Genomic DNA, 17,066 nt, shown 5'->3' on the forward strand with positions numbered 1-17,066 from the left:
ATCATGGAAAACGAAATAAAAATATTCTGCCCGGCTACCATCGCCAATCTCAATTGTGGATTTGACGTCTTAGGGCTATGCCTTGAAGGCGTTGGCGACGAAATGATCATTAGAAAGACTGTAGAAAAAGGGATCAGAATCACCAAAATTACCGGAGCCGATTTGCCTTTGGAAACTGAGAGAAATGTTGCCGGTGTGGCCGCTTTAGCCATTGTCAATGCTGCCAATCCGGATTGCGGTTTCGAAATCGAAATCCATAAAAAAATAAAAGCCGGCAGTGGTATTGGTAGCTCATCTGCCAGTGCGGCCGGAGCAGTTTTTGGCATCAATGAATTGTTGGGCAAACCTTTTACACGCCACGAGTTGGTTGATTTTGCCATGAAAGGTGAAGCTTTAGCCAGTGGTTCCGAACATGCCGATAATGTCGCGCCTTGCGTTCTGGGCGGATTCACTCTGGTCCGTGGTTACAATCCGTTAGATGTGATTAAAATTGAAAGTCCGAGTGAAATTTACGCCGTAGTCCTGCATCCGCAGATTGAAGTCAAAACTTCGGATGCGAGAGCAGTGCTTTCTCCTACGGTGGCTTTAAAAGACGCGATAACACAATGGGGAAATCTTGGTGGATTGATTGCCGGATTATACACCCAAGATTATGCACTCATCGGTCGGTCGTTACAGGATGTGATTATTGAACCGGCGCGCAAACAATTAATCCCTAATTTTGAAGAAGTTAAAAATGCTGCCTTGCAAAGTGGTGCGCTCGGTGCGGGAATTTCCGGCGCCGGACCATCCATTTTTGCTTTGTGCAAAGGACAAGCAATTGCCGAAAAAGTAGCTTTTGCCATGAGCAACAGCTATCTTGAAACCGGAATTCCTTTTGACATTCATCTTTCAAAAGTGAATGACGAAGGTGTAAAAACCATATAAAATGAAATACTTTAGTTTAAATAAAAATTCACCGAGAGTCAGCTTTGAAGAAGCTGTAGTGCTTGGGTTAGCGCCCGACAGAGGTTTGTACTTTCCTGAGAGCATCACACCGCTTCCCTATTCTTTCTTTCAGAACATAGAAAACCTCGGCCACGAAGAAATCGCTTTTGAAGCCATCAGACAATTCGTAGGCGATGAAATCCCTGAAGCCGAACTCAAACGCATCATAGCCGAAACGCTTTGCTTTGACTTTCCCTGTGTGCCGGTAGAGAATGATGTCTTTTCATTGGAATTATTCCACGGACCAACTATGGCATTTAAAGATGTCGGCGCCCGATTCATGTCGAGATGCCTGGGTTATTTCAACCGCAATGATGACAAAAAAGTAACCGTTTTGGTTGCGACTTCCGGTGATACCGGCGGAGCTGTTGCTAGTGGTTTTTTAGACGTAAAAGGCGTTGAAGTAATCATACTCTATCCTTCAGGTAAAGTAAGTGAAATACAAGAGCGTCAATTAACTACGTTGGGAAAAAACATAAAAGCATTGGAAGTTGACGGTGTTTTTGATGATTGCCAGGATATGGTCAAAAAAGCCTTTCTGGATCATACTTTAAACCACAAGAACCTGACTTCTGCCAATTCGATTAACATCGCCCGTTGGCTGCCACAGATGTTTTATATTTTCTTTGCGTACCGACAATTAAAAAAATACGACAAACCACTTATCCTTTCCTGCCCGAGTGGTAACTTTGGAAATATTTGTGCCGGAATTATGGCCAAAAGATTGGGCTTACCTATCGCCCATTTCGTTGCATCCACCAATGCTAATGATACCGTTCCAAGATTTTTAGAAAAAGGAAACTACGAACCAAAACCTTCCATTGCCACGATTTCTAATGCGATGGATGTGGGAAACCCGTCTAATTTTATTCGCATTCAGGAATTGTATCATTATGACTTAAACGAATTTGAGAAAGACTTCTCATCTTATTCATTCACAGATACTGAAACCGAAATCGCCATCAAAGACATTTACAACAGAACACAATACATAGCCGAACCACATGGTGCCGTGGGTTATTTGGGACTCAAAAAGGAAATGGAAAAACAACCTGATAGCATCGGCGTATTTCTTGAAACGGCGCATCCCATTAAATTCTTAGATGTCGTTGAACCTTTACTGGACTTGAAATTACCGATTCCGACACAGATTGAAAGTGTTTTAGGCAAAGAAAAAGTTTCGACTAAGATTAAGACTTATGAGGATTTGAGAACTTTTTTGGAATAAATTATAAGATGAACTCAAAAGCCTATTTAGTCCTATTCGTTCTGTCTTTAAGCTTTGGTCTAAAGGCACAAAACGATAGCCTTAGAACAACCAAAAAGATATTGGATCAGTCGGATTTGACTATCATTGCTTATCTCACTGAAAACGACAGCACCACTTATTACCATGAGGATGAATCGTTAACGAAGTATTTCAGCTTTGAATTGATTGACCAAAAGCTTTATAACACAAAAAAGAAAAAGGCGGTTTCTCTTCTCAAAGCGGATACTTTAGCCCATAAAAAGAGTAAAGGCATTATCACATTGCCTTGTCAAAAGAAGACTGTCACCTTTACAGATCTTCCCTCAGAGGAAGAAACCAATCGTGTTTATGAATATATTGGGCAAATCAATTGGCTTAATGCTTATGTAGTTTATGGTATGTATTGGGAAGATTATGACTTTAAACTAATCGACAAAACAAGTTGTGAGATAACTACAACCTTCGTAGACTTTCCTAATGTTTCATCAGATAAAAAAAAGATTATTTGCTTAGGAGCGAACGTTTATGAAAATACGGCAGATATGGATTTCTTTGTAATCGACAACAAAAAGATAGTTCAAAAAATGAATACCGGTTTCAAATATTGGATGCCGGCCGGGGAAATTACCGATATGTTTTGGAGTACGGACGGCTCATTTTATCTTCCGGTTGTCGCAACAAGCCATTATTGGAAACCCGATGGAAGTCTGAATGACCAATGGCAATACCTCAAAATCAAACCTATTCCGTAAATTCTTTCCCGGGTCTTAAAATCTGTTTCAAAACAAAGTGATTTCTCTTATATTTGTTCAAAATCTATACAATGAAAAAAATTACTTCTCTACTTTTCCTACTACTTATCGTTTCTGCATGCGGTGTTAAACAAACCCGTGAATTACTGACTTCCGGCGATTATGATGCCGCCATTCAAAATGCAGTGGGTGGCTTGCAGGGCAACAAAAATGCCAAAGGCAAACAAGATTATGTTTATATGCTCGAAGAAGCATTCGCCAAAGCCAAAGAGCGTGATTTACGCAACATCGATACTTGGTTTAAAGATGCCAATCCGCAAAACTTAGAGAAGATTTATGAAACCTATGTGCAGCTTAATAACCGTCAGGAAAGCATCAGACCTTTATTACCTTTAAAATTATTAAAAGAAGGACGCGATGCCAAATTCCCTTTTGATGATTATACCGATCAGATTGTAAGCAGTAAAAATGCTTTAGCCAAATATCTATACAACAACTCCAAAGCGCTTTTGGCCAATAAAGATAAAATGGTGGTTCGCCGTGCTTATGACGACTTGATGTATTTGCAAGCTTTAAGTCCGGGATTCAAAGACACCGACAAGCTCATTCAGGATGCCCAATTCAAAGGCACCGATTTTGTGAGCGTTTATACCAAAAATGAGACCAATATGGTGATTCCGCAACGTTTGGAAAACGATTTGCTTGACTTCAGTACTTTGGGATTAAATGACAAATGGACCGTCTACCACAGCAACCGCCAAAAAGGAATTGATTATGATTATGGTTTAGTGGTGAATTTCCGCGACATTAAAATTTCCCCTGAACAAATCAAGGAAAAGGAAATCCAAAAAGAGAAACTGATTAAGGTTGGACTTAAAAACCTTTTGGACGCCAACGGAAATGTCGTTAAAGACAGTTTGGGCCGACCGATAAAAGTGGATGACATGAGGACCGTTCGTGCCAAAATAAATGAGTTTTCTCAATTCAAAGCCTGTCAGGTAACGGCTAAAGTAGATTACATCGATTTCAGAAACAATCAGTTATTGCAAACGTTTCCATTGGCCAGCGAGTTTACTTTCAATTATATGTATGCCAAATACCGTGGTGACAAACGTGCTTGTGAACAAGATTATTACCAATACTTCGACCGCCGGGCTGTTCCGTTTCCAAGCAATGAACAAATGGTTTTCGATACCGGAAACGATTTAAAGAACAAGCTCAAAGATATTATTACCAAGAATAAATTCAGGAGATAAAAAAAAGCCGAAGCAATGCTTCGGCTTTTTTTTATAAATATCGCTTCAAATCATCGGCGTAAATATCACCATGCGACGCATCATAAATAGGCTCCCCGTTTTTGATTAAGATCAATTGCGGTGATTGGTGTTCAATTCCAAACTTCTTTTCTATTGCATCCGAAACATGTCGGTTTTCGAGTAAATCAACAAAATAAGGCGTCACAAAATCGTGCAGATCAAATTCGCTTTCAAACTCTTTGAGCGACATACGGCTTACGCCACAACGCGTGCTGTGCTTGAAAATAGCCACAGGTTTTTGTGTCGATTCGTTGATTATTTCATTCAACTGACCGATGTCGGTCAACGGCCTCCAATCTATTTTGGAGCTTTCAGTATCGGCAGATCCGAAAATACTTTTAAATAGGTTCATAGCATTAGTTTTTAGTTGTGTTGTTTTAGTTTTTATTTTTCAGGATATCATACTGCTTTTGCAAAACATCGGCATCCGAATCCAATTTGTGCTGCTTGCAAAAAGCAATCATTTTTTCCATTCGTTTTATATTATCAAACTCCAGATTCCAACTCAATTTGGCCAGGCAAACTGAACATAATGCATTAGGAGATTCATCTAATTCTGCAATATGGTTCGAACCGTTCATCAAACAAACCCCATTAATACAGTGTGCCACTGTAAACATATGGGTTATTTCATGAGTCGATGTTTTGATAAGCCTGCTCAGGCATAAGGAATAATTTTCCTCCACAACGCTATCCTTAAATCTAAACATCGAAGTGACCGCAGAACCTTTTGAATAACTGGCCAAACCGAAAACATAATTCCAATCCGGTTTCGGATATAAATCGGTGGCTGTTAAACCCCTGATTACAATGCCATCACTCGGAATTTCGTCCGGCAGAACGTCATAAATAATATAGCTTGCGTCAAATTGTTCAGCATCAAAGTGAATTCTTTTCTTTTCTTTGGGAATCATATCAGCCGATACAGGCTCTAATAAAACCGTGCGCAAACCAAAAAAATACCCAACATATTCGGCTGTAAAATCAACCATTTTTTTCTCATCGGGTGTAAATTCCCCAATTGGTTGCAAATAGATGGTATTTCTCTTTTCAGATATCTTAACCGGATCCTCGGCAATATATTGCTCAAACGTCTGTCCTTTTTCTTCGTGTTGCTTCAGCCAGCTACCTTCTTTTGGCATGCTTAGTTTTACATCCGAATTGGTTAATTCAGCATAGTTAGGAACGTTTATTTCCGCCAGCTTTTCTTCTTTGCAGGAAACAAAAAGCAATAAAACCAATACTGTCGCAATTGTTTTCAATAGAGTCGTTTTTACTACTAACGGAATATCCGACAAAATAGTATAAAGCATTCCTCATTTCGTCATTAAATCCGACATTTTGTCTCAAAAAAATCTAAGCAAAATAGTAATAATCAGTCATTTTGTCTCGTTATGTGTTTTGGAATATAAATTGTCGACTACTTTTCAAAGCTAAAAAATTTATACTGGAAATGAATTTACTTTAACTTTTATACAACACACAAAAAGAAATATAGCATATGAATATCAATAATTTAACCATCAAATCACAAATTTGATATTAAGAGGAGGAAGCCCAGTGGGCCTCAGGTATGCAAGCTTTAGCTTGCTATTCATAAAAATAAACTACAAAACACAACAAACAAAGGAGATAAAAAATTATGAACATAAACAATTTAACAATCAAATCACAAGAAGCGATTCAGCAGGCACAAGTGATTGCCCAAAGCTTCGGTCACCAGCAAATCGAAAACGAGCATCTCGTTAAAGGCATACTCGAAGTCGATGAGAATGTGACGCCGTTTATATTGAAAAAGCTCAACGTGAATGTTGACTTATTCAAGAAAATACTTGACAGCACTTTACAAAGCTTTCCGAAAGTTTCGGGTGGCAACATCATGCTTTCGCGTGAAGCCAATACGGCTTTAAACGAAGCCAATATCATTGCCAAAAAGATGAACGATGAATATGTTTCCATTGAGCATTTACTGTTGGCTATCTTTAAATCAAAAAGCAAAGTGGCCCAAATCCTGAAAGACCAGGGCGTAACCGAAAAAGCATTGGAAGCCGCGATAGCCGAAATCCGAAAAGGCGAACGCGTGACTTCTGCCTCAGCTGAAGAAACTTATAACGCCTTAAACAAATACGCCAAAAACCTCAACGAATTGGCCAAAGACGGCAAACTCGATCCGGTAATCGGTCGTGATGAAGAAATCCGCCGTGTATTGCAAATCCTAACACGTCGTACCAAGAACAACCCGATGCTCGTGGGTGAACCCGGCGTAGGTAAAACCGCGATAGCCGAAGGTTTAGCCCATCGAATCGTTGACGGTGACGTGCCGGAAAACCTAAAAGATAAAATCGTGTATTCACTCGATATGGGTGCGCTGATTGCCGGTGCGAAATACAAAGGAGAATTTGAAGAGCGTTTGAAATCGGTGGTGAAAGAAGTAACCTCAGCCGAAGGCGATATCGTACTGTTTATTGACGAAATCCACACTTTAGTTGGTGCCGGCGGTGGCGAAGGTGCAATGGACGCTGCTAATATTTTAAAGCCTGCTTTGGCACGTGGAGAATTAAGAGCGATTGGTGCCACGACTTTGGATGAATACCAAAAATATTTCGAAAAAGACAAAGCTCTGGAACGTCGTTTCCAAAAGGTATTGGTCGATGAACCTGATACCGAAAGTGCGATTTCCATCCTGCGCGGTATCAAGGAGAAATATGAAACACACCACAAAGTGCGCATCAAAGACGATGCAATCATTGCGGCTGTGGAATTATCCCAACGTTATATCACCAACCGTTTCCTCCCGGATAAAGCCATCGACTTAATGGACGAATCGGCCTCTAAACTGCGCATGGAAATCAATTCCAAACCCGAAGATCTCGATGTATTGGACAGAAAGATTATGCAGTTGGAAATCGAAATTGAGGCGATTAAGAGAGAGAATGACGAAACCAAACTCAAAGGATTGGGATTGGATTTGGCCAACTTAAAAGAAGAGCGCAACGAAATCTTTACCAAATGGAAATCGGAGAAAGATGTGGTGGATAACATACAAAGTGTAAAACAGGAAATCGAAGATTTCAAACTTGAAGCCGAACGTGCCGAGCGCGATGGTGATTACGGTAAGGTGGCCGAAATCCGTTATGGAAAAATTAAGGAAGCTCAGGAAAAACTGGATGCCTTGCAAACTCAATTGGTCGAAAATCAATCGGGAACTTCTTTGATTAAGGAAGAAGTCACCCGCGAAGACATCGCCGAAGTAGTAGCCAAATGGACCGGCATTCCGGTAACCAAAATGCTTCAGGGCGAAAGGGAAAAGCTATTGCGTCTTGAAGAAGAACTGCACCACAGGGTTGTAGGCCAGGAAGAAGCCATTGAAGCTGTGAGTGATGCCGTTCGCCGCAGCCGTGCAGGTTTACAGGACATGAAAAAACCGATTGGTACTTTCCTGTTCCTGGGAACCACCGGCGTGGGTAAAACCGAATTGGCAAAAGCCTTGGCCGAATATTTATTCGATGATGAAAATGCGATGACACGTATCGACATGAGTGAATATCAGGAAAGACACAGCGTGAGCCGATTGGTTGGTGCGCCTCCGGGATATGTGGGTTATGATGAAGGCGGTCAATTGACTGAGGCTGTTCGCAGAAAACCCTATTCGGTAATCTTGTTGGATGAAATTGAAAAAGCCCATCCTGATACGTTTAACATCCTGTTACAAGTATTGGACGAAGGCCGACTAACGGATAACAAAGGACGCTTGGCCGACTTTAAAAACACAATTATCATTATGACTTCTAATATGGGAAGCCATATCATACAGGAGAAGTTTGAAAACTTAAAAGGTGGCATTGAAGCCGCAACTGAAGCAGCTAAAACCGAAGTCTTAGGGCTATTGAAACAAACCGTTCGCCCTGAGTTCATCAACCGTATCGATGAAATTGTAATGTTTACTCCATTGACCTCAGCCAATATCAAACAAATTGTTGGTCTGCAGTTACAAAGCGTAACCCGAATGCTCGCTCAACAAAACATCACCATGGATGCCACACCGGAAGCCATTGATTATCTGGCTGAAAAAGGATATGATCCACAATTTGGTGCCCGTCCGGTAAAACGTGTGATACAACGCGAAGTATTGAACCAATTGTCTAAGGAAATATTAGCCGGTAAAATCACGACAGATAGTATCATCCTGCTCGATAGTTTTGACAGACAACTGGTGTTCCGCAATCAGGCGAATGAATAAAGGATAAGAATAAGGGATTAGGGATAAGTTCATTGTCTATCAACGAGAATGAAACTTATCCCTTTTTACGCTTAAAAAAACATCTTTTTCTCACAAGTGTTCTTCTAAAACAAAATATCCATAACCAATTACCTATAAAAAAGCAAAAATCAATCTATTTACCTAAAAAAGAAATAGTTATGAACTGCGCCGCCTTTTTAAATTGATTAAATTTAAGGTTCATTTTAAATATTATTAGCAATGAAAACTTTATCCATTACTATCGCGTTTGTCGCGGTTTTGGTTGGGGTTTCGTGTAGTGATTCCGAAACCGGATACGATACTACTGCACAGCAAAATGCGCAGAATGATGCACAACGACTTTTATTAGTTCAAACAATCCCCAGCATTCAGGGAACTCAAACGATTTTCTATCGCGAAGATCTCATTAGGGTCCATGTGGCGAGGGTTCCAAAAGCAGATTATCCTTTAATTTTATCCAGCGGAGTACCTATAGCCAAAGTCTTCTACACGCTACCATCACCGCCCAATCAGTTTAGATTGGTATTGGATAATATTTTCGATCATGAGCTGACCCAGTATAGTATGCTGCATATCATTGAGTTCAATACCGGTTACGTTCCTTATCAATTTCATTCAGCGACCGAAATTGAAACAGCCCAAACCTCAGGAAAAATTACAATAACCAATACAGAAATGCTCTATACTTGTGTGTTTTTATGATATATTATTACCTACAATAAGTATCTGACCTCTTATAACCAAATCATAAAAAACGCACCTTTTGGTGCTTTTTTTATACCTTATCTAAACTTATCCCTTATCTCTATTCCTTTTTTACTAAAATATTTAGGTTGGTTTTAGTTTGATTGAAAGCCCTGATTGTACAAAAACTATTGGCCTTTTTCCAGGTAATACTGGCTCTAAGGGCGCAATATGTGAATAATATAATTTTAAAAAAGAATTTCATAACCCTTTCACTGCTAATATGTTCAATTTTACATGACAACAAATAAGTTGTAAATAAACTGTAAATTAAGATGAATAAAAATCAAAATGACAGCCACAATCAAAAAAATGATAGTGCTTCAAAAGGAAAAAGTAACACGGATTCAAACAAAACTTCATCGGGACAAGATGCCAAAAAAAGTGGCAGTGACCATGCCAAATCAGAAGACAAAAATAAGGCAGCAACTGCTAAAACTTCTGACGCAAAAACCACAGATCAAAAAGCAAAAGTCAGGTAACACAATCTGATCATTAAAATTCAGATTCAAACAATGTAAGGAAGTGAAAATCATCTAACCAAAGCTTAACCATAGTTTTGGTTTTCACTTTCAAATCAAAAATCAGTTATAATTTAAACGATAGTATATATGAAAAACATATCAAAAGAAAAACAAACCCATCCTCCTATGAAGCAATCACAATTGTTGGAATTGTTTATAGATGAATTAAAAGATATTTATTGGGCCGAAAAAGCACTGACGAAAGCCATTCCAACGATGATTGAAAATGCGTCATCTTTTGAATTGATAGAGGCCTTAACTTCACATCTCGAAGATACCCATAAACATGTAGAACGAGTAAGAGAAGTCTTTGAACTCATTGGCAAAAAACCGGAAGCCAAACCCTGTAAAGCCATGCAAGGTCTTATTGAAGAAGCAGGTGATATAATGAAGTCCTGCGAAGAAGGCCCGATGCGTGATGCCGGTATAATATCAGCCGCACAAAAAGTAGAGCACTACGAAATGGCAACTTATGGCACGTTACGTCAGTTTAGTGAAACGTTGAAATTGACTAGGGTCGTTGCCCTATTAGCCGCAACGCTTCAAGAAGAAAAAGCAGCTGATGAAAAATTGTCGAGTGTGGCCATCGGTGCAGTAAATGTAGAAGCCGCTTTAGAATCTATGTAAAAAATCAAAACACCCATTCAGCAATAAAATAAGTTGCACGGCAGACTTTCAGCGGAAAGCGTAGTAAGCTATTAATTCTGCAAAAGATATTCAACTGATAATGTGCACCTCAATATGTAAATCTTACAAGTATTTTAAGAATTGTTGTAACAGTTTAGGCTAGAATATGTTGAAATTTACATAACTGTAATAAATGCTAATTAACATGAAGACAAATCAAAATAAATACCGCCACCTATGTACCGTAGCAACAGTATTGTGCCTTTCGTTTTTCTTTAGTTCTTGTGAACTGGTTGAAGGCATATTTAAAGCAGGAATGGGTTTCGGGATATTCATAGTCTTAGCAGTAGCCGTTGCGGTTGTTGCCATAATTATCAAAGTCGGTAAAAACAAATAATATTAACCTAAATTAAAATAAGATGAACGGTTTCTTTAAAACATTATTTGCAGGATTAGGTGCCTGGAAATTAGGCGGCGGAATCATCAGCACCATTCTAATTTTTATAGTGATTTACTATATGTTAGGTCAGTGCAGTTAGAATTAAAAAATAAACATTAACAATTAAATATAGAAAATTATGAGTACAGGTAAAATAGTATTAGGAGCAGTGGCAGGTCTTGCCGTAGGTGCAATCTTGGGAGTGTTATTTGCACCTGAAAAAGGTTCAACAACCCGTAAACAAATTGCGGACAAAGGAAATGACTTTGCTGATGGTTTAAAGTCAAAATACAAAGAGTTTGCTGACACAGTATCGGAAAAATTCCAAAGTGCCAAACAAGATGTACAAGAATTAGCCGAAACAGGAAAGGCTAAGTATGACGAAGTAAAAAAGGACGCTAACAGTGTCATGTCTACTTACAAATCATAAATAAATTCATTATGACTGACAATGCAACGCCCATAGAAACCCTTTTTGAGCGAGCTGAAGATTACAGCAAAACCAAGATAAAGTTGTTTAAGCTTAACGCCATAGACAAATCTGCCGATGTTGTATCCTCACTCGTTTCTCGACTGGCTGTAATTATGGCTGTTGTATTGTCGATCATAATTATCAGCATTGGCTTATCTCTTTGGATAGGCAAATTACTTAACGAAATCTACTATGGTTTCTTGATCGTAGGCGGTGGTTATGCGATTATTGCCTTACTGCTTCATGTGTTTCGCTACCAATGGATCAAACATCCGGTGAGTGATTCGATTATCAAACAATTGATGAAAGAAAAAATAGTATGAAAACAATTAGTGAAACCGAAGCTTTAGATGAATTAATCATTGCTACCCAGCAACAAGCAGCCCATGAATTGGAGTTGCTCAAAGAACAATTCCATGCCGCATATGACAGCTTAAAGCCCATTAATCTTATCAAAAATGCGCTTCACGATTTAACCAAATCACCCGATATCAAAGACGATATGATGAGCAATGCCATTGGCATAGGCTCAGGAATGTTGTCTAAAAAACTCCTTACCGGTGATTCAAACAATCCCGTTAGAAAAGTGCTGGGCACTTTGGCCGAATTTGCAGTAGCCAATTTGGTTTCCAAATATACAGGCGGTATTTCTGTCATAGCTGGCAATTTGTTAAAAGGATTCCTAAACAAAAAAAAGGGATAAAAACATTCACGCAATCGGAAAGAAATGACTCCTAAAATTAAAAATTTCTTTGCCATTCTAAAAACAACAGCCATCAGATGGTGGGAAAGAGATCCGTTTAAAGAAAGCGCGGTCATTGCCTATTATGCCATTTTTGCCTTACCCGGATTATTAGTGGTCATCATCACTTTAGCCGGATATTTCTTTGGCGAAGAAGCTGTACATGGTCAAATTTCCGGACAGATTACCGCTGTGATGGGTGCTGACACCGCACTCCAAATTCAAGATATTATTGCAAAAGCTACCCAATCCAGAAACTCGGTTTGGGCGACTATTATTGGGATTACTACCATATTAGTTGGTGCTACGGGTGTTTTTGTAGAGTTCCAAAAATCGTTAAACAACATTTGGAACGTGCAAGCCACTGTGGCTAAATCAGGGATACTCAGTTATCTGAAAACACGACTTTTCTCTTTCGGAATCATCATTGCCATTGCCTTTATCCTGATTATATCCTTGGTCATTTCTGCCGGGCTTGCGGCATTTGGTAATTGGATTACCCAATATTTCTCTACTGCCTTTCTCATAGTATTACAAGTGTTAAACTTTATGGTTTCTCTTGGTATTCTATCGGTATTGTTTGCCGGAATGTTCAAGCTCTTTCCTGATGCCCAAATCAAATGGAAACACGTTTGGATCGGTTCTTTTGTTACTGCCTTATTATTTGAAACAGGCAAATTCGCCTTAGGATTATACTTTGGGCAAGCCAATCCCGGTTCGGGCTATGGTGCCGCTGGTTCAATTATTCTGATCCTGCTTTGGGCATCGTATTCCTCAATGATTGTTTTCTTTGGTGCCGAATTCACCCACACCTACGCCGAAAAAACCGATGCTAAAGTACCCGCAGATGAACATGGCGTGAAGGTGGTGGAAGTGAAGATAAAGGTGGAGGATGAGTAACTGAGTGGCAGAGTTTCTAAATTAAAACAATCATTCTTAGTAGGTCTCTTTTACGCCAGTGTAGATTTTAAAATCCGTTAAGAAATTGTGAATCCCTGTAGCAATTTTAGGATTTTAAAATCGGTTCCGATTTATTGGAAACACCTTCGTAAAAGTGCCCTTTCTTTTGGTTCGTTTTCTTTGGGCAAGCAAAGAAAATGAACAGAAAAAAATCATATCTTTATCTCCATCACCTTTTAACTATCACAAAATATGTTAGAACACTTCCCATTCTTTTTAATCCTAATCTTCGCCATTGTCCTGATCATCATGCTGGCGGATAAAATAAAAATAGCCTACCCTATTCTGCTTATCCTCGCCGGATTACTGATAAGCATTATCCCCGGCATCCCGTTATTCAGTATCGACCCCGATTTGATATTTCTTATCTTCCTGCCGCCGTTGCTCTATGAAGCGGCCTGGGTCATTTCGTGGAAAGACCTTTGGCACTACCGCCGGGTGATTCTGAGTTTTGCCTTTGTGGTGGTATTTTTAACCGCCATGTCTGTGGCTTTAGTGGCCAATTATTTTATACCGGGTTTCTCCCTGGCTTTAGGATTCCTGCTGGGCGGCATCGTTTCACCTCCCGATGCGGTGAGTGCCGGTGCCATCTTAAAGTTTGTCAAAGTACCGCGTACCATATCTTCCATTTTAGAAGGCGAAAGCCTGCTCAACGATGCTTCCTCCTTAATCATTTTCCGCTTTGCGCTGATTGCCATTGGCACGGGACAGTTCATCTGGTCTCAGGCGGCGCTGACTTTCTCCTGGATGGTGATTGGCGGTGTAGGTATCGGGCTGCTGATTGGTTTTATCTTTATGAAATTCCACAAATACCTGCCTACAGATGCCAATATGGATATCGTACTTTCGCTGGTAACGCCCTATATCATTTATATCGTGGCTGAGGAAGTACACAGCTCGGGTGTGTTGGCAGTGGTAAGTGGCGGTTTGTTCCTTTCCCACAAACGGCATTCGTTCCTCACCAGTGCCTCGCGTATCAAAGGCTTTAATGTGTGGCAAAGCCTGGTCTTTGTCCTCAATGGCTTGGTCTTTACGATGATTGGTCTTGCCCTGCCCACTATTACCGCCGGGCTCGAAGGCGTAAGTCTTTATTCGGCCATTGGCTATGGAGCTTTAATTACTTTGGTTTTAATTGTCGGAAGAATACTGGCCGCCTATGGTGCTGTTGTCGTAACGATGATTGCGCGTAATTTTATTACGGTTGCCGACGACCGCAATCCCGGCATAAAAGGACCGTTCATCTTAGGATGGTCGGGGATGCGTGGTGTAGTGTCACTGGCTGCAGCGTTGTCTATACCTGTTTACCTCAATGGGGCACCTTTTCCGCAAAGGAACCTGATTCTCTTTATCACGTTTGTCGTGATCCTGCTCACACTGGTGGTGCAAGGACTAACCCTGCCCTATTTCATACGGAAGTTAGAAGTCACCAACCCGCACCATGAAGCCAACCAACAGGAACATTACCAACAAGTGAGATGGGAACTGGCGCAATTTGCGTTACAACAGTTAAAAGACCAATATGGAGAAGATTTAGAGCAACAACCCATACTGCAACGCATCGCCAACAAATGGGAAGACCACAAAATCCTAACCGAAGATGCCGACATGTCTCAGGAATGCCGAACCATCTACATCAACATCCTCGACCAGCAAAGGCGATGGCTAATTGAAAAGAACAAAAAAGAAAGCAAACTCGATGAGGCCATCATCCGCAAACTGCTCCATCATCTCGATATGGAGGAAGAGAAGGTGAAGTTTTTGTAGGCTAAGGTTCTGAGGTGCTAAGTTGCAGAAGGCAGATTTAATACTTGTGATAGCCAACTTTTAACTTATAACTAATTACTGCACCTTACTGCACGCTTATAGGACGTTAATAGGACGTTAATAGGACGTTGATACGACGCAGTAACTTTTTAAAGTGCTTTTACAACCAACCCAAAACTATAAGCTCCTTTTCTCAACCACAATCGCTTGACTAGTAATGACGAGTACTGACGAGTACTGACGTTTACTGACTAGTCAAATCGTCATTTTTGAGGTGGTTCTTCGGGTGTTGTTCGGGTGATGTTCGGGTTTTGTTCGCAAAAGAGGGTGATTTTGCGAAGAGACTGTGGAGAAAGTGTGAACAAAGGTGGGAGAAAACGGCTGTTAATTGAGCATTTAATCGGGAATTGTTTTCGTTGGTCGATGTAATGACTATACTTAATATGGGGTTTAAATTTTTTTGGTATATTGGCTACAGTGCTAGTTATACTTATGTAAAAGTTAGTGGCAAGCTTTAGTAAACCGTGAAAACAGAACCAATAACATATTCTCTTTCGACCTTTGCACGACCCGATATTTGGCAAGTCAGGGAACTTTCAGAGAAAGAATATTTAAAATATTCTAAAAATATCTCTTCATTACAGAGGTTAGAAAACAATGAAAAACTATTTAAGATTGTTGAATTAAATTATTTTGACTTTAAAACAAAGATTGAAAAGACAATTAAAAATCTGAATAATGGTACTAATAGTAAAGAATTTGAAAATCTTTATTTAGACATTAATAGATTGATCTTGAACATCCTTTCTTCTATCAGGACGTATTTAGACCATAGTGAAACAAGGATAAAAAGAGAATATGGTTCAGAATCAGAAGAATTTTTGCTATTTAAAAAAGAAACGAGTAAAACTTATGACGAGAACTTTTCATATAGATTTCTGTATAAATTAAGAAATTATGCCCAACATTGTGGTCTACCAGCTGGTTCATTATCTACAAACGCAAATACAACGGGCGCTTCTTTAAAACTAACTTTAATTAAAAGCAATCTATTGTCTAACTATAATTCATGGGGAATAACCGTAAAGCAAGAATTAATAAATAAAACAGAAGAATTTGATATAATTCCGCTTATTGACGATAAGTTTACTTTATTAGAAGAAATAAATAAAAATATTAATGAGCTTTCTTATAGACATTACAAGGATGAGGCACAAGAACTTATGAATTTACTTTGGGAAGCACAAGGTAAAAATGGAACTCCATGTATTATAAAAACTATTGGGTCTGGTGGAAAACTTAAATTAAATATTAACTGGTTTCCATACAAGCCAATTTCAAAAATAACCGGAATTCAAATAGATATCATTGAATAAGTCAGCCACTAACAGCAGTTTGTAACAGTTGTGCGGTTCGGGTTTATAACTAATTTTCTCTGAAAATTCAAAAAGGAGTTTTATATTTGGAATCATCAGTCATAAATCATCGCAGCAGTTACAAGCCGCGGCACGTTATGGGCAAGTTTAACACAATGCTAAAAAAGAAAATTAATGCTTACAGAAATATCCAAATTGGTAAATGAATATCCAACAATAAGTCTTGCAATCATTGCTGCAATATTTTCTTCCATTGGCTGGGGTTGCAACAGTTTTTACCAAGTAATCGTAGACAATTACAAACAAAAGAGAGAATTAAAGATTTTCCTTTGGAAAGAAAAGATTAATGCTGCAAAAAAGGCTTCGGAATTTTATCTTGAGTATTTGAATTTTATCAATCTACTGAGAAATCAGTTAGATATGTTGGCAACTGGTAAAGCAGAGTATGAACAAATAAATAGAAATATTGATGCGGAAATACAGGAATTATCAAATAAGTTAAAAACCTTTCCTCATTTTGAACATCATCATATTAATATTTTCTACAACTTAATAGAAAATAGAACTCTGAAAATTAATCAAGAGAATTTTGAAATTCTTGGCAAAATAAATGGTTTAGGATCACTTGGACTATCTTATGAAGAGTTTGATGCTCAGTTAAAAGATTATGTTATAAAATTTAAAAATAACTACTCAGAATTAGCTAAAATTTATGAAGACCTTATTGAAAAAATAAGAGCCGACATTAATAGTTATCTTTAAAAAAACCAGCCCATAACAGCGGATTGCAGCTATGGCTGGTTTAGATTTTCCTAGCCGGAAAATACTCAACCAGAAATTTACATATCTTTAC

The 17,066-nt window shown here is 39.0% G+C and carries 18 protein-coding genes; 16 read left to right on the forward strand and 2 right to left on the reverse strand.

The annotated features are described in order from the left end of the window. Positions 1-3 precede the first annotated feature (3 nt). From P1K33_RS11105 to P1K33_RS11120, 4 genes are all read left to right on the forward strand, one after another. Positions 4-927, forward strand: coding sequence for a homoserine kinase (locus tag P1K33_RS11105; RefSeq protein ID WP_284653040.1), 924 nt, complete (start codon positions 4-6; stop codon positions 925-927). A 1-nt stretch (position 928) separates the two neighbouring features. After that, entirely contained in the window at positions 929-2,215 is a 1,287-nt protein-coding gene (gene thrC / locus P1K33_RS11110; RefSeq protein WP_284653041.1) for a threonine synthase, read from the forward strand. An 8-nt stretch (positions 2,216-2,223) separates the two neighbouring features. Continuing rightward, entirely contained in the window at positions 2,224-2,988 is a 765-nt protein-coding gene (locus P1K33_RS11115) for a hypothetical protein (protein ID WP_284653042.1), read from the forward strand. 71 nt (positions 2,989-3,059) lie between these two features. Continuing rightward, on the forward strand, positions 3,060-4,244 hold the full coding sequence (locus P1K33_RS11120) for a hypothetical protein (protein ID WP_284653043.1): 1,185 nt from the start codon (positions 3,060-3,062) through the stop codon (positions 4,242-4,244). A 31-nt stretch (positions 4,245-4,275) separates the two neighbouring features. On the opposite strand, the gene ytxJ is transcribed toward P1K33_RS11120, so the two are convergent. Next, positions 4,276-4,656 carry a bacillithiol system redox-active protein YtxJ gene (ytxJ, locus tag P1K33_RS11125; RefSeq protein WP_284653044.1) on the reverse strand — a complete coding sequence of 127 codons (381 nt, stop codon included), beginning with the start codon at positions 4,654-4,656 and terminating at the stop codon, positions 4,276-4,278. Positions 4,657-4,681: 25 nt separating this feature from the next. Beyond that, the gene (locus P1K33_RS11130) at positions 4,682-5,566 is read right to left on the reverse strand and encodes an archaemetzincin (protein ID WP_284653045.1); all 885 of its coding nucleotides are present in this window, start codon (positions 5,564-5,566) and stop codon (positions 4,682-4,684) included. Between the two features lie 380 nt (positions 5,567-5,946). On the opposite strand from P1K33_RS11130, the gene clpB reads away from it, so the two are divergent. The 12 genes from clpB to P1K33_RS11190 all read left to right on the forward strand — a co-directional run bounded on the left by clpB (position 5,947) and on the right by P1K33_RS11190 (position 16,975). Continuing rightward, positions 5,947-8,544, forward strand: a complete 2,598-nt coding sequence (gene clpB / locus P1K33_RS11135; RefSeq protein ID WP_284653046.1) for an ATP-dependent chaperone ClpB — start codon at positions 5,947-5,949, stop codon at positions 8,542-8,544. Between the two features lie 240 nt (positions 8,545-8,784). After that, on the forward strand, positions 8,785-9,267 hold the full coding sequence (locus tag P1K33_RS11140) for a hypothetical protein (protein ID WP_284653047.1): 483 nt from the start codon (positions 8,785-8,787) through the stop codon (positions 9,265-9,267). Positions 9,268-9,584: 317 nt separating this feature from the next. Then, positions 9,585-9,791 (forward strand): hypothetical protein, encoded by a 207-nt coding sequence (locus tag P1K33_RS11145; RefSeq protein ID WP_284653048.1) that lies wholly within the window; start codon positions 9,585-9,587, stop codon positions 9,789-9,791. A gap of 168 nt (positions 9,792-9,959) precedes the next feature. Beyond that, a complete protein-coding gene (locus tag P1K33_RS11150; protein ID WP_284653049.1) occupies positions 9,960-10,460 on the forward strand; it encodes a YciE/YciF ferroxidase family protein in 501 nt (166 codons plus the stop codon). 205 nt (positions 10,461-10,665) lie between these two features. Then, entirely contained in the window at positions 10,666-10,857 is a 192-nt protein-coding gene (locus P1K33_RS11155) for a hypothetical protein (protein WP_284653050.1), read from the forward strand. Positions 10,858-11,038: 181 nt separating this feature from the next. Continuing rightward, on the forward strand, positions 11,039-11,329 hold the full coding sequence (locus P1K33_RS11160) for a YtxH domain-containing protein (RefSeq protein WP_284653051.1): 291 nt from the start codon (positions 11,039-11,041) through the stop codon (positions 11,327-11,329). A gap of 11 nt (positions 11,330-11,340) precedes the next feature. Further along, positions 11,341-11,694, forward strand: coding sequence for a hypothetical protein (locus tag P1K33_RS11165; RefSeq protein WP_284653052.1), 354 nt, complete (start codon positions 11,341-11,343; stop codon positions 11,692-11,694). Further along, on the forward strand, positions 11,691-12,074 hold the full coding sequence (locus P1K33_RS11170; protein ID WP_284653053.1) for a hypothetical protein: 384 nt from the start codon (positions 11,691-11,693) through the stop codon (positions 12,072-12,074). The genes P1K33_RS11165 and P1K33_RS11170 overlap by 4 nt, the downstream gene beginning before the upstream one ends. 24 nt (positions 12,075-12,098) lie before the next feature. Further along, positions 12,099-13,013: a YihY/virulence factor BrkB family protein gene (locus P1K33_RS11175; protein WP_284653054.1), complete on the forward strand. Its 915-nt coding sequence runs from the start codon at positions 12,099-12,101 to the stop codon at positions 13,011-13,013. Positions 13,014-13,265: 252 nt separating this feature from the next. Continuing rightward, positions 13,266-14,837 carry a Na+/H+ antiporter gene (locus P1K33_RS11180; RefSeq protein WP_284653055.1) on the forward strand — a complete coding sequence of 524 codons (1,572 nt, stop codon included), beginning with the start codon at positions 13,266-13,268 and terminating at the stop codon, positions 14,835-14,837. Positions 14,838-15,361: 524 nt separating this feature from the next. After that, positions 15,362-16,213, forward strand: coding sequence for a hypothetical protein (locus P1K33_RS11185; RefSeq protein ID WP_284653056.1), 852 nt, complete (start codon positions 15,362-15,364; stop codon positions 16,211-16,213). A gap of 174 nt (positions 16,214-16,387) precedes the next feature. After that, positions 16,388-16,975: a hypothetical protein gene (locus P1K33_RS11190; RefSeq protein WP_284653057.1), complete on the forward strand. Its 588-nt coding sequence runs from the start codon at positions 16,388-16,390 to the stop codon at positions 16,973-16,975. Positions 16,976-17,066 lie beyond the last annotated feature (91 nt).

Source organism: Flavobacterium terrisoli (assembly GCF_030167905.1).
In the GTDB taxonomy this organism is placed as follows: domain Bacteria; phylum Bacteroidota; class Bacteroidia; order Flavobacteriales; family Flavobacteriaceae; genus Flavobacterium; species Flavobacterium terrisoli.

Bases quoted from the DNA above. Each gene is read 5' to 3' on its own strand.
- P1K33_RS11140 (WP_284653047.1), top strand. From the start codon at position 8,785: ATGAAAACTTTATCCATTACTATCGCGTTTGTCGCGGTTTTGGTTGGG.
- clpB (WP_284653046.1), top strand. From the start codon at position 5,947: ATGAACATAAACAATTTAACAATCAAATCACAAGAAGCGATTCAGCAG.
- P1K33_RS11165 (WP_284653052.1), top strand. From the start codon at position 11,341: ATGACTGACAATGCAACGCCCATAGAAACCCTTTTTGAGCGAGCTGAA.
- P1K33_RS11160 (WP_284653051.1), top strand. From the start codon at position 11,039: ATGAGTACAGGTAAAATAGTATTAGGAGCAGTGGCAGGTCTTGCCGTA.
- P1K33_RS11180 (WP_284653055.1), top strand. From the start codon at position 13,266: ATGTTAGAACACTTCCCATTCTTTTTAATCCTAATCTTCGCCATTGTC.
- P1K33_RS11170 (WP_284653053.1), top strand. From the start codon at position 11,691: ATGAAAACAATTAGTGAAACCGAAGCTTTAGATGAATTAATCATTGCT.
- P1K33_RS11120 (WP_284653043.1), top strand. From the start codon at position 3,060: ATGAAAAAAATTACTTCTCTACTTTTCCTACTACTTATCGTTTCTGCA.
- P1K33_RS11105 (WP_284653040.1), top strand. From the start codon at position 4: ATGGAAAACGAAATAAAAATATTCTGCCCGGCTACCATCGCCAATCTC.
- thrC (WP_284653041.1), top strand. From the start codon at position 929: ATGAAATACTTTAGTTTAAATAAAAATTCACCGAGAGTCAGCTTTGAA.
- P1K33_RS11155 (WP_284653050.1), top strand. From the start codon at position 10,666: ATGAAGACAAATCAAAATAAATACCGCCACCTATGTACCGTAGCAACA.
- ytxJ (WP_284653044.1), bottom strand. From the start codon at position 4,656: ATGAACCTATTTAAAAGTATTTTCGGATCTGCCGATACTGAAAGCTCC.
- P1K33_RS11115 (WP_284653042.1), top strand. From the start codon at position 2,224: ATGAACTCAAAAGCCTATTTAGTCCTATTCGTTCTGTCTTTAAGCTTT.
- P1K33_RS11175 (WP_284653054.1), top strand. From the start codon at position 12,099: ATGACTCCTAAAATTAAAAATTTCTTTGCCATTCTAAAAACAACAGCC.
- P1K33_RS11150 (WP_284653049.1), top strand. From the start codon at position 9,960: ATGAAGCAATCACAATTGTTGGAATTGTTTATAGATGAATTAAAAGAT.
- P1K33_RS11190 (WP_284653057.1), top strand. From the start codon at position 16,388: ATGCTTACAGAAATATCCAAATTGGTAAATGAATATCCAACAATAAGT.
- P1K33_RS11145 (WP_284653048.1), top strand. From the start codon at position 9,585: ATGAATAAAAATCAAAATGACAGCCACAATCAAAAAAATGATAGTGCT.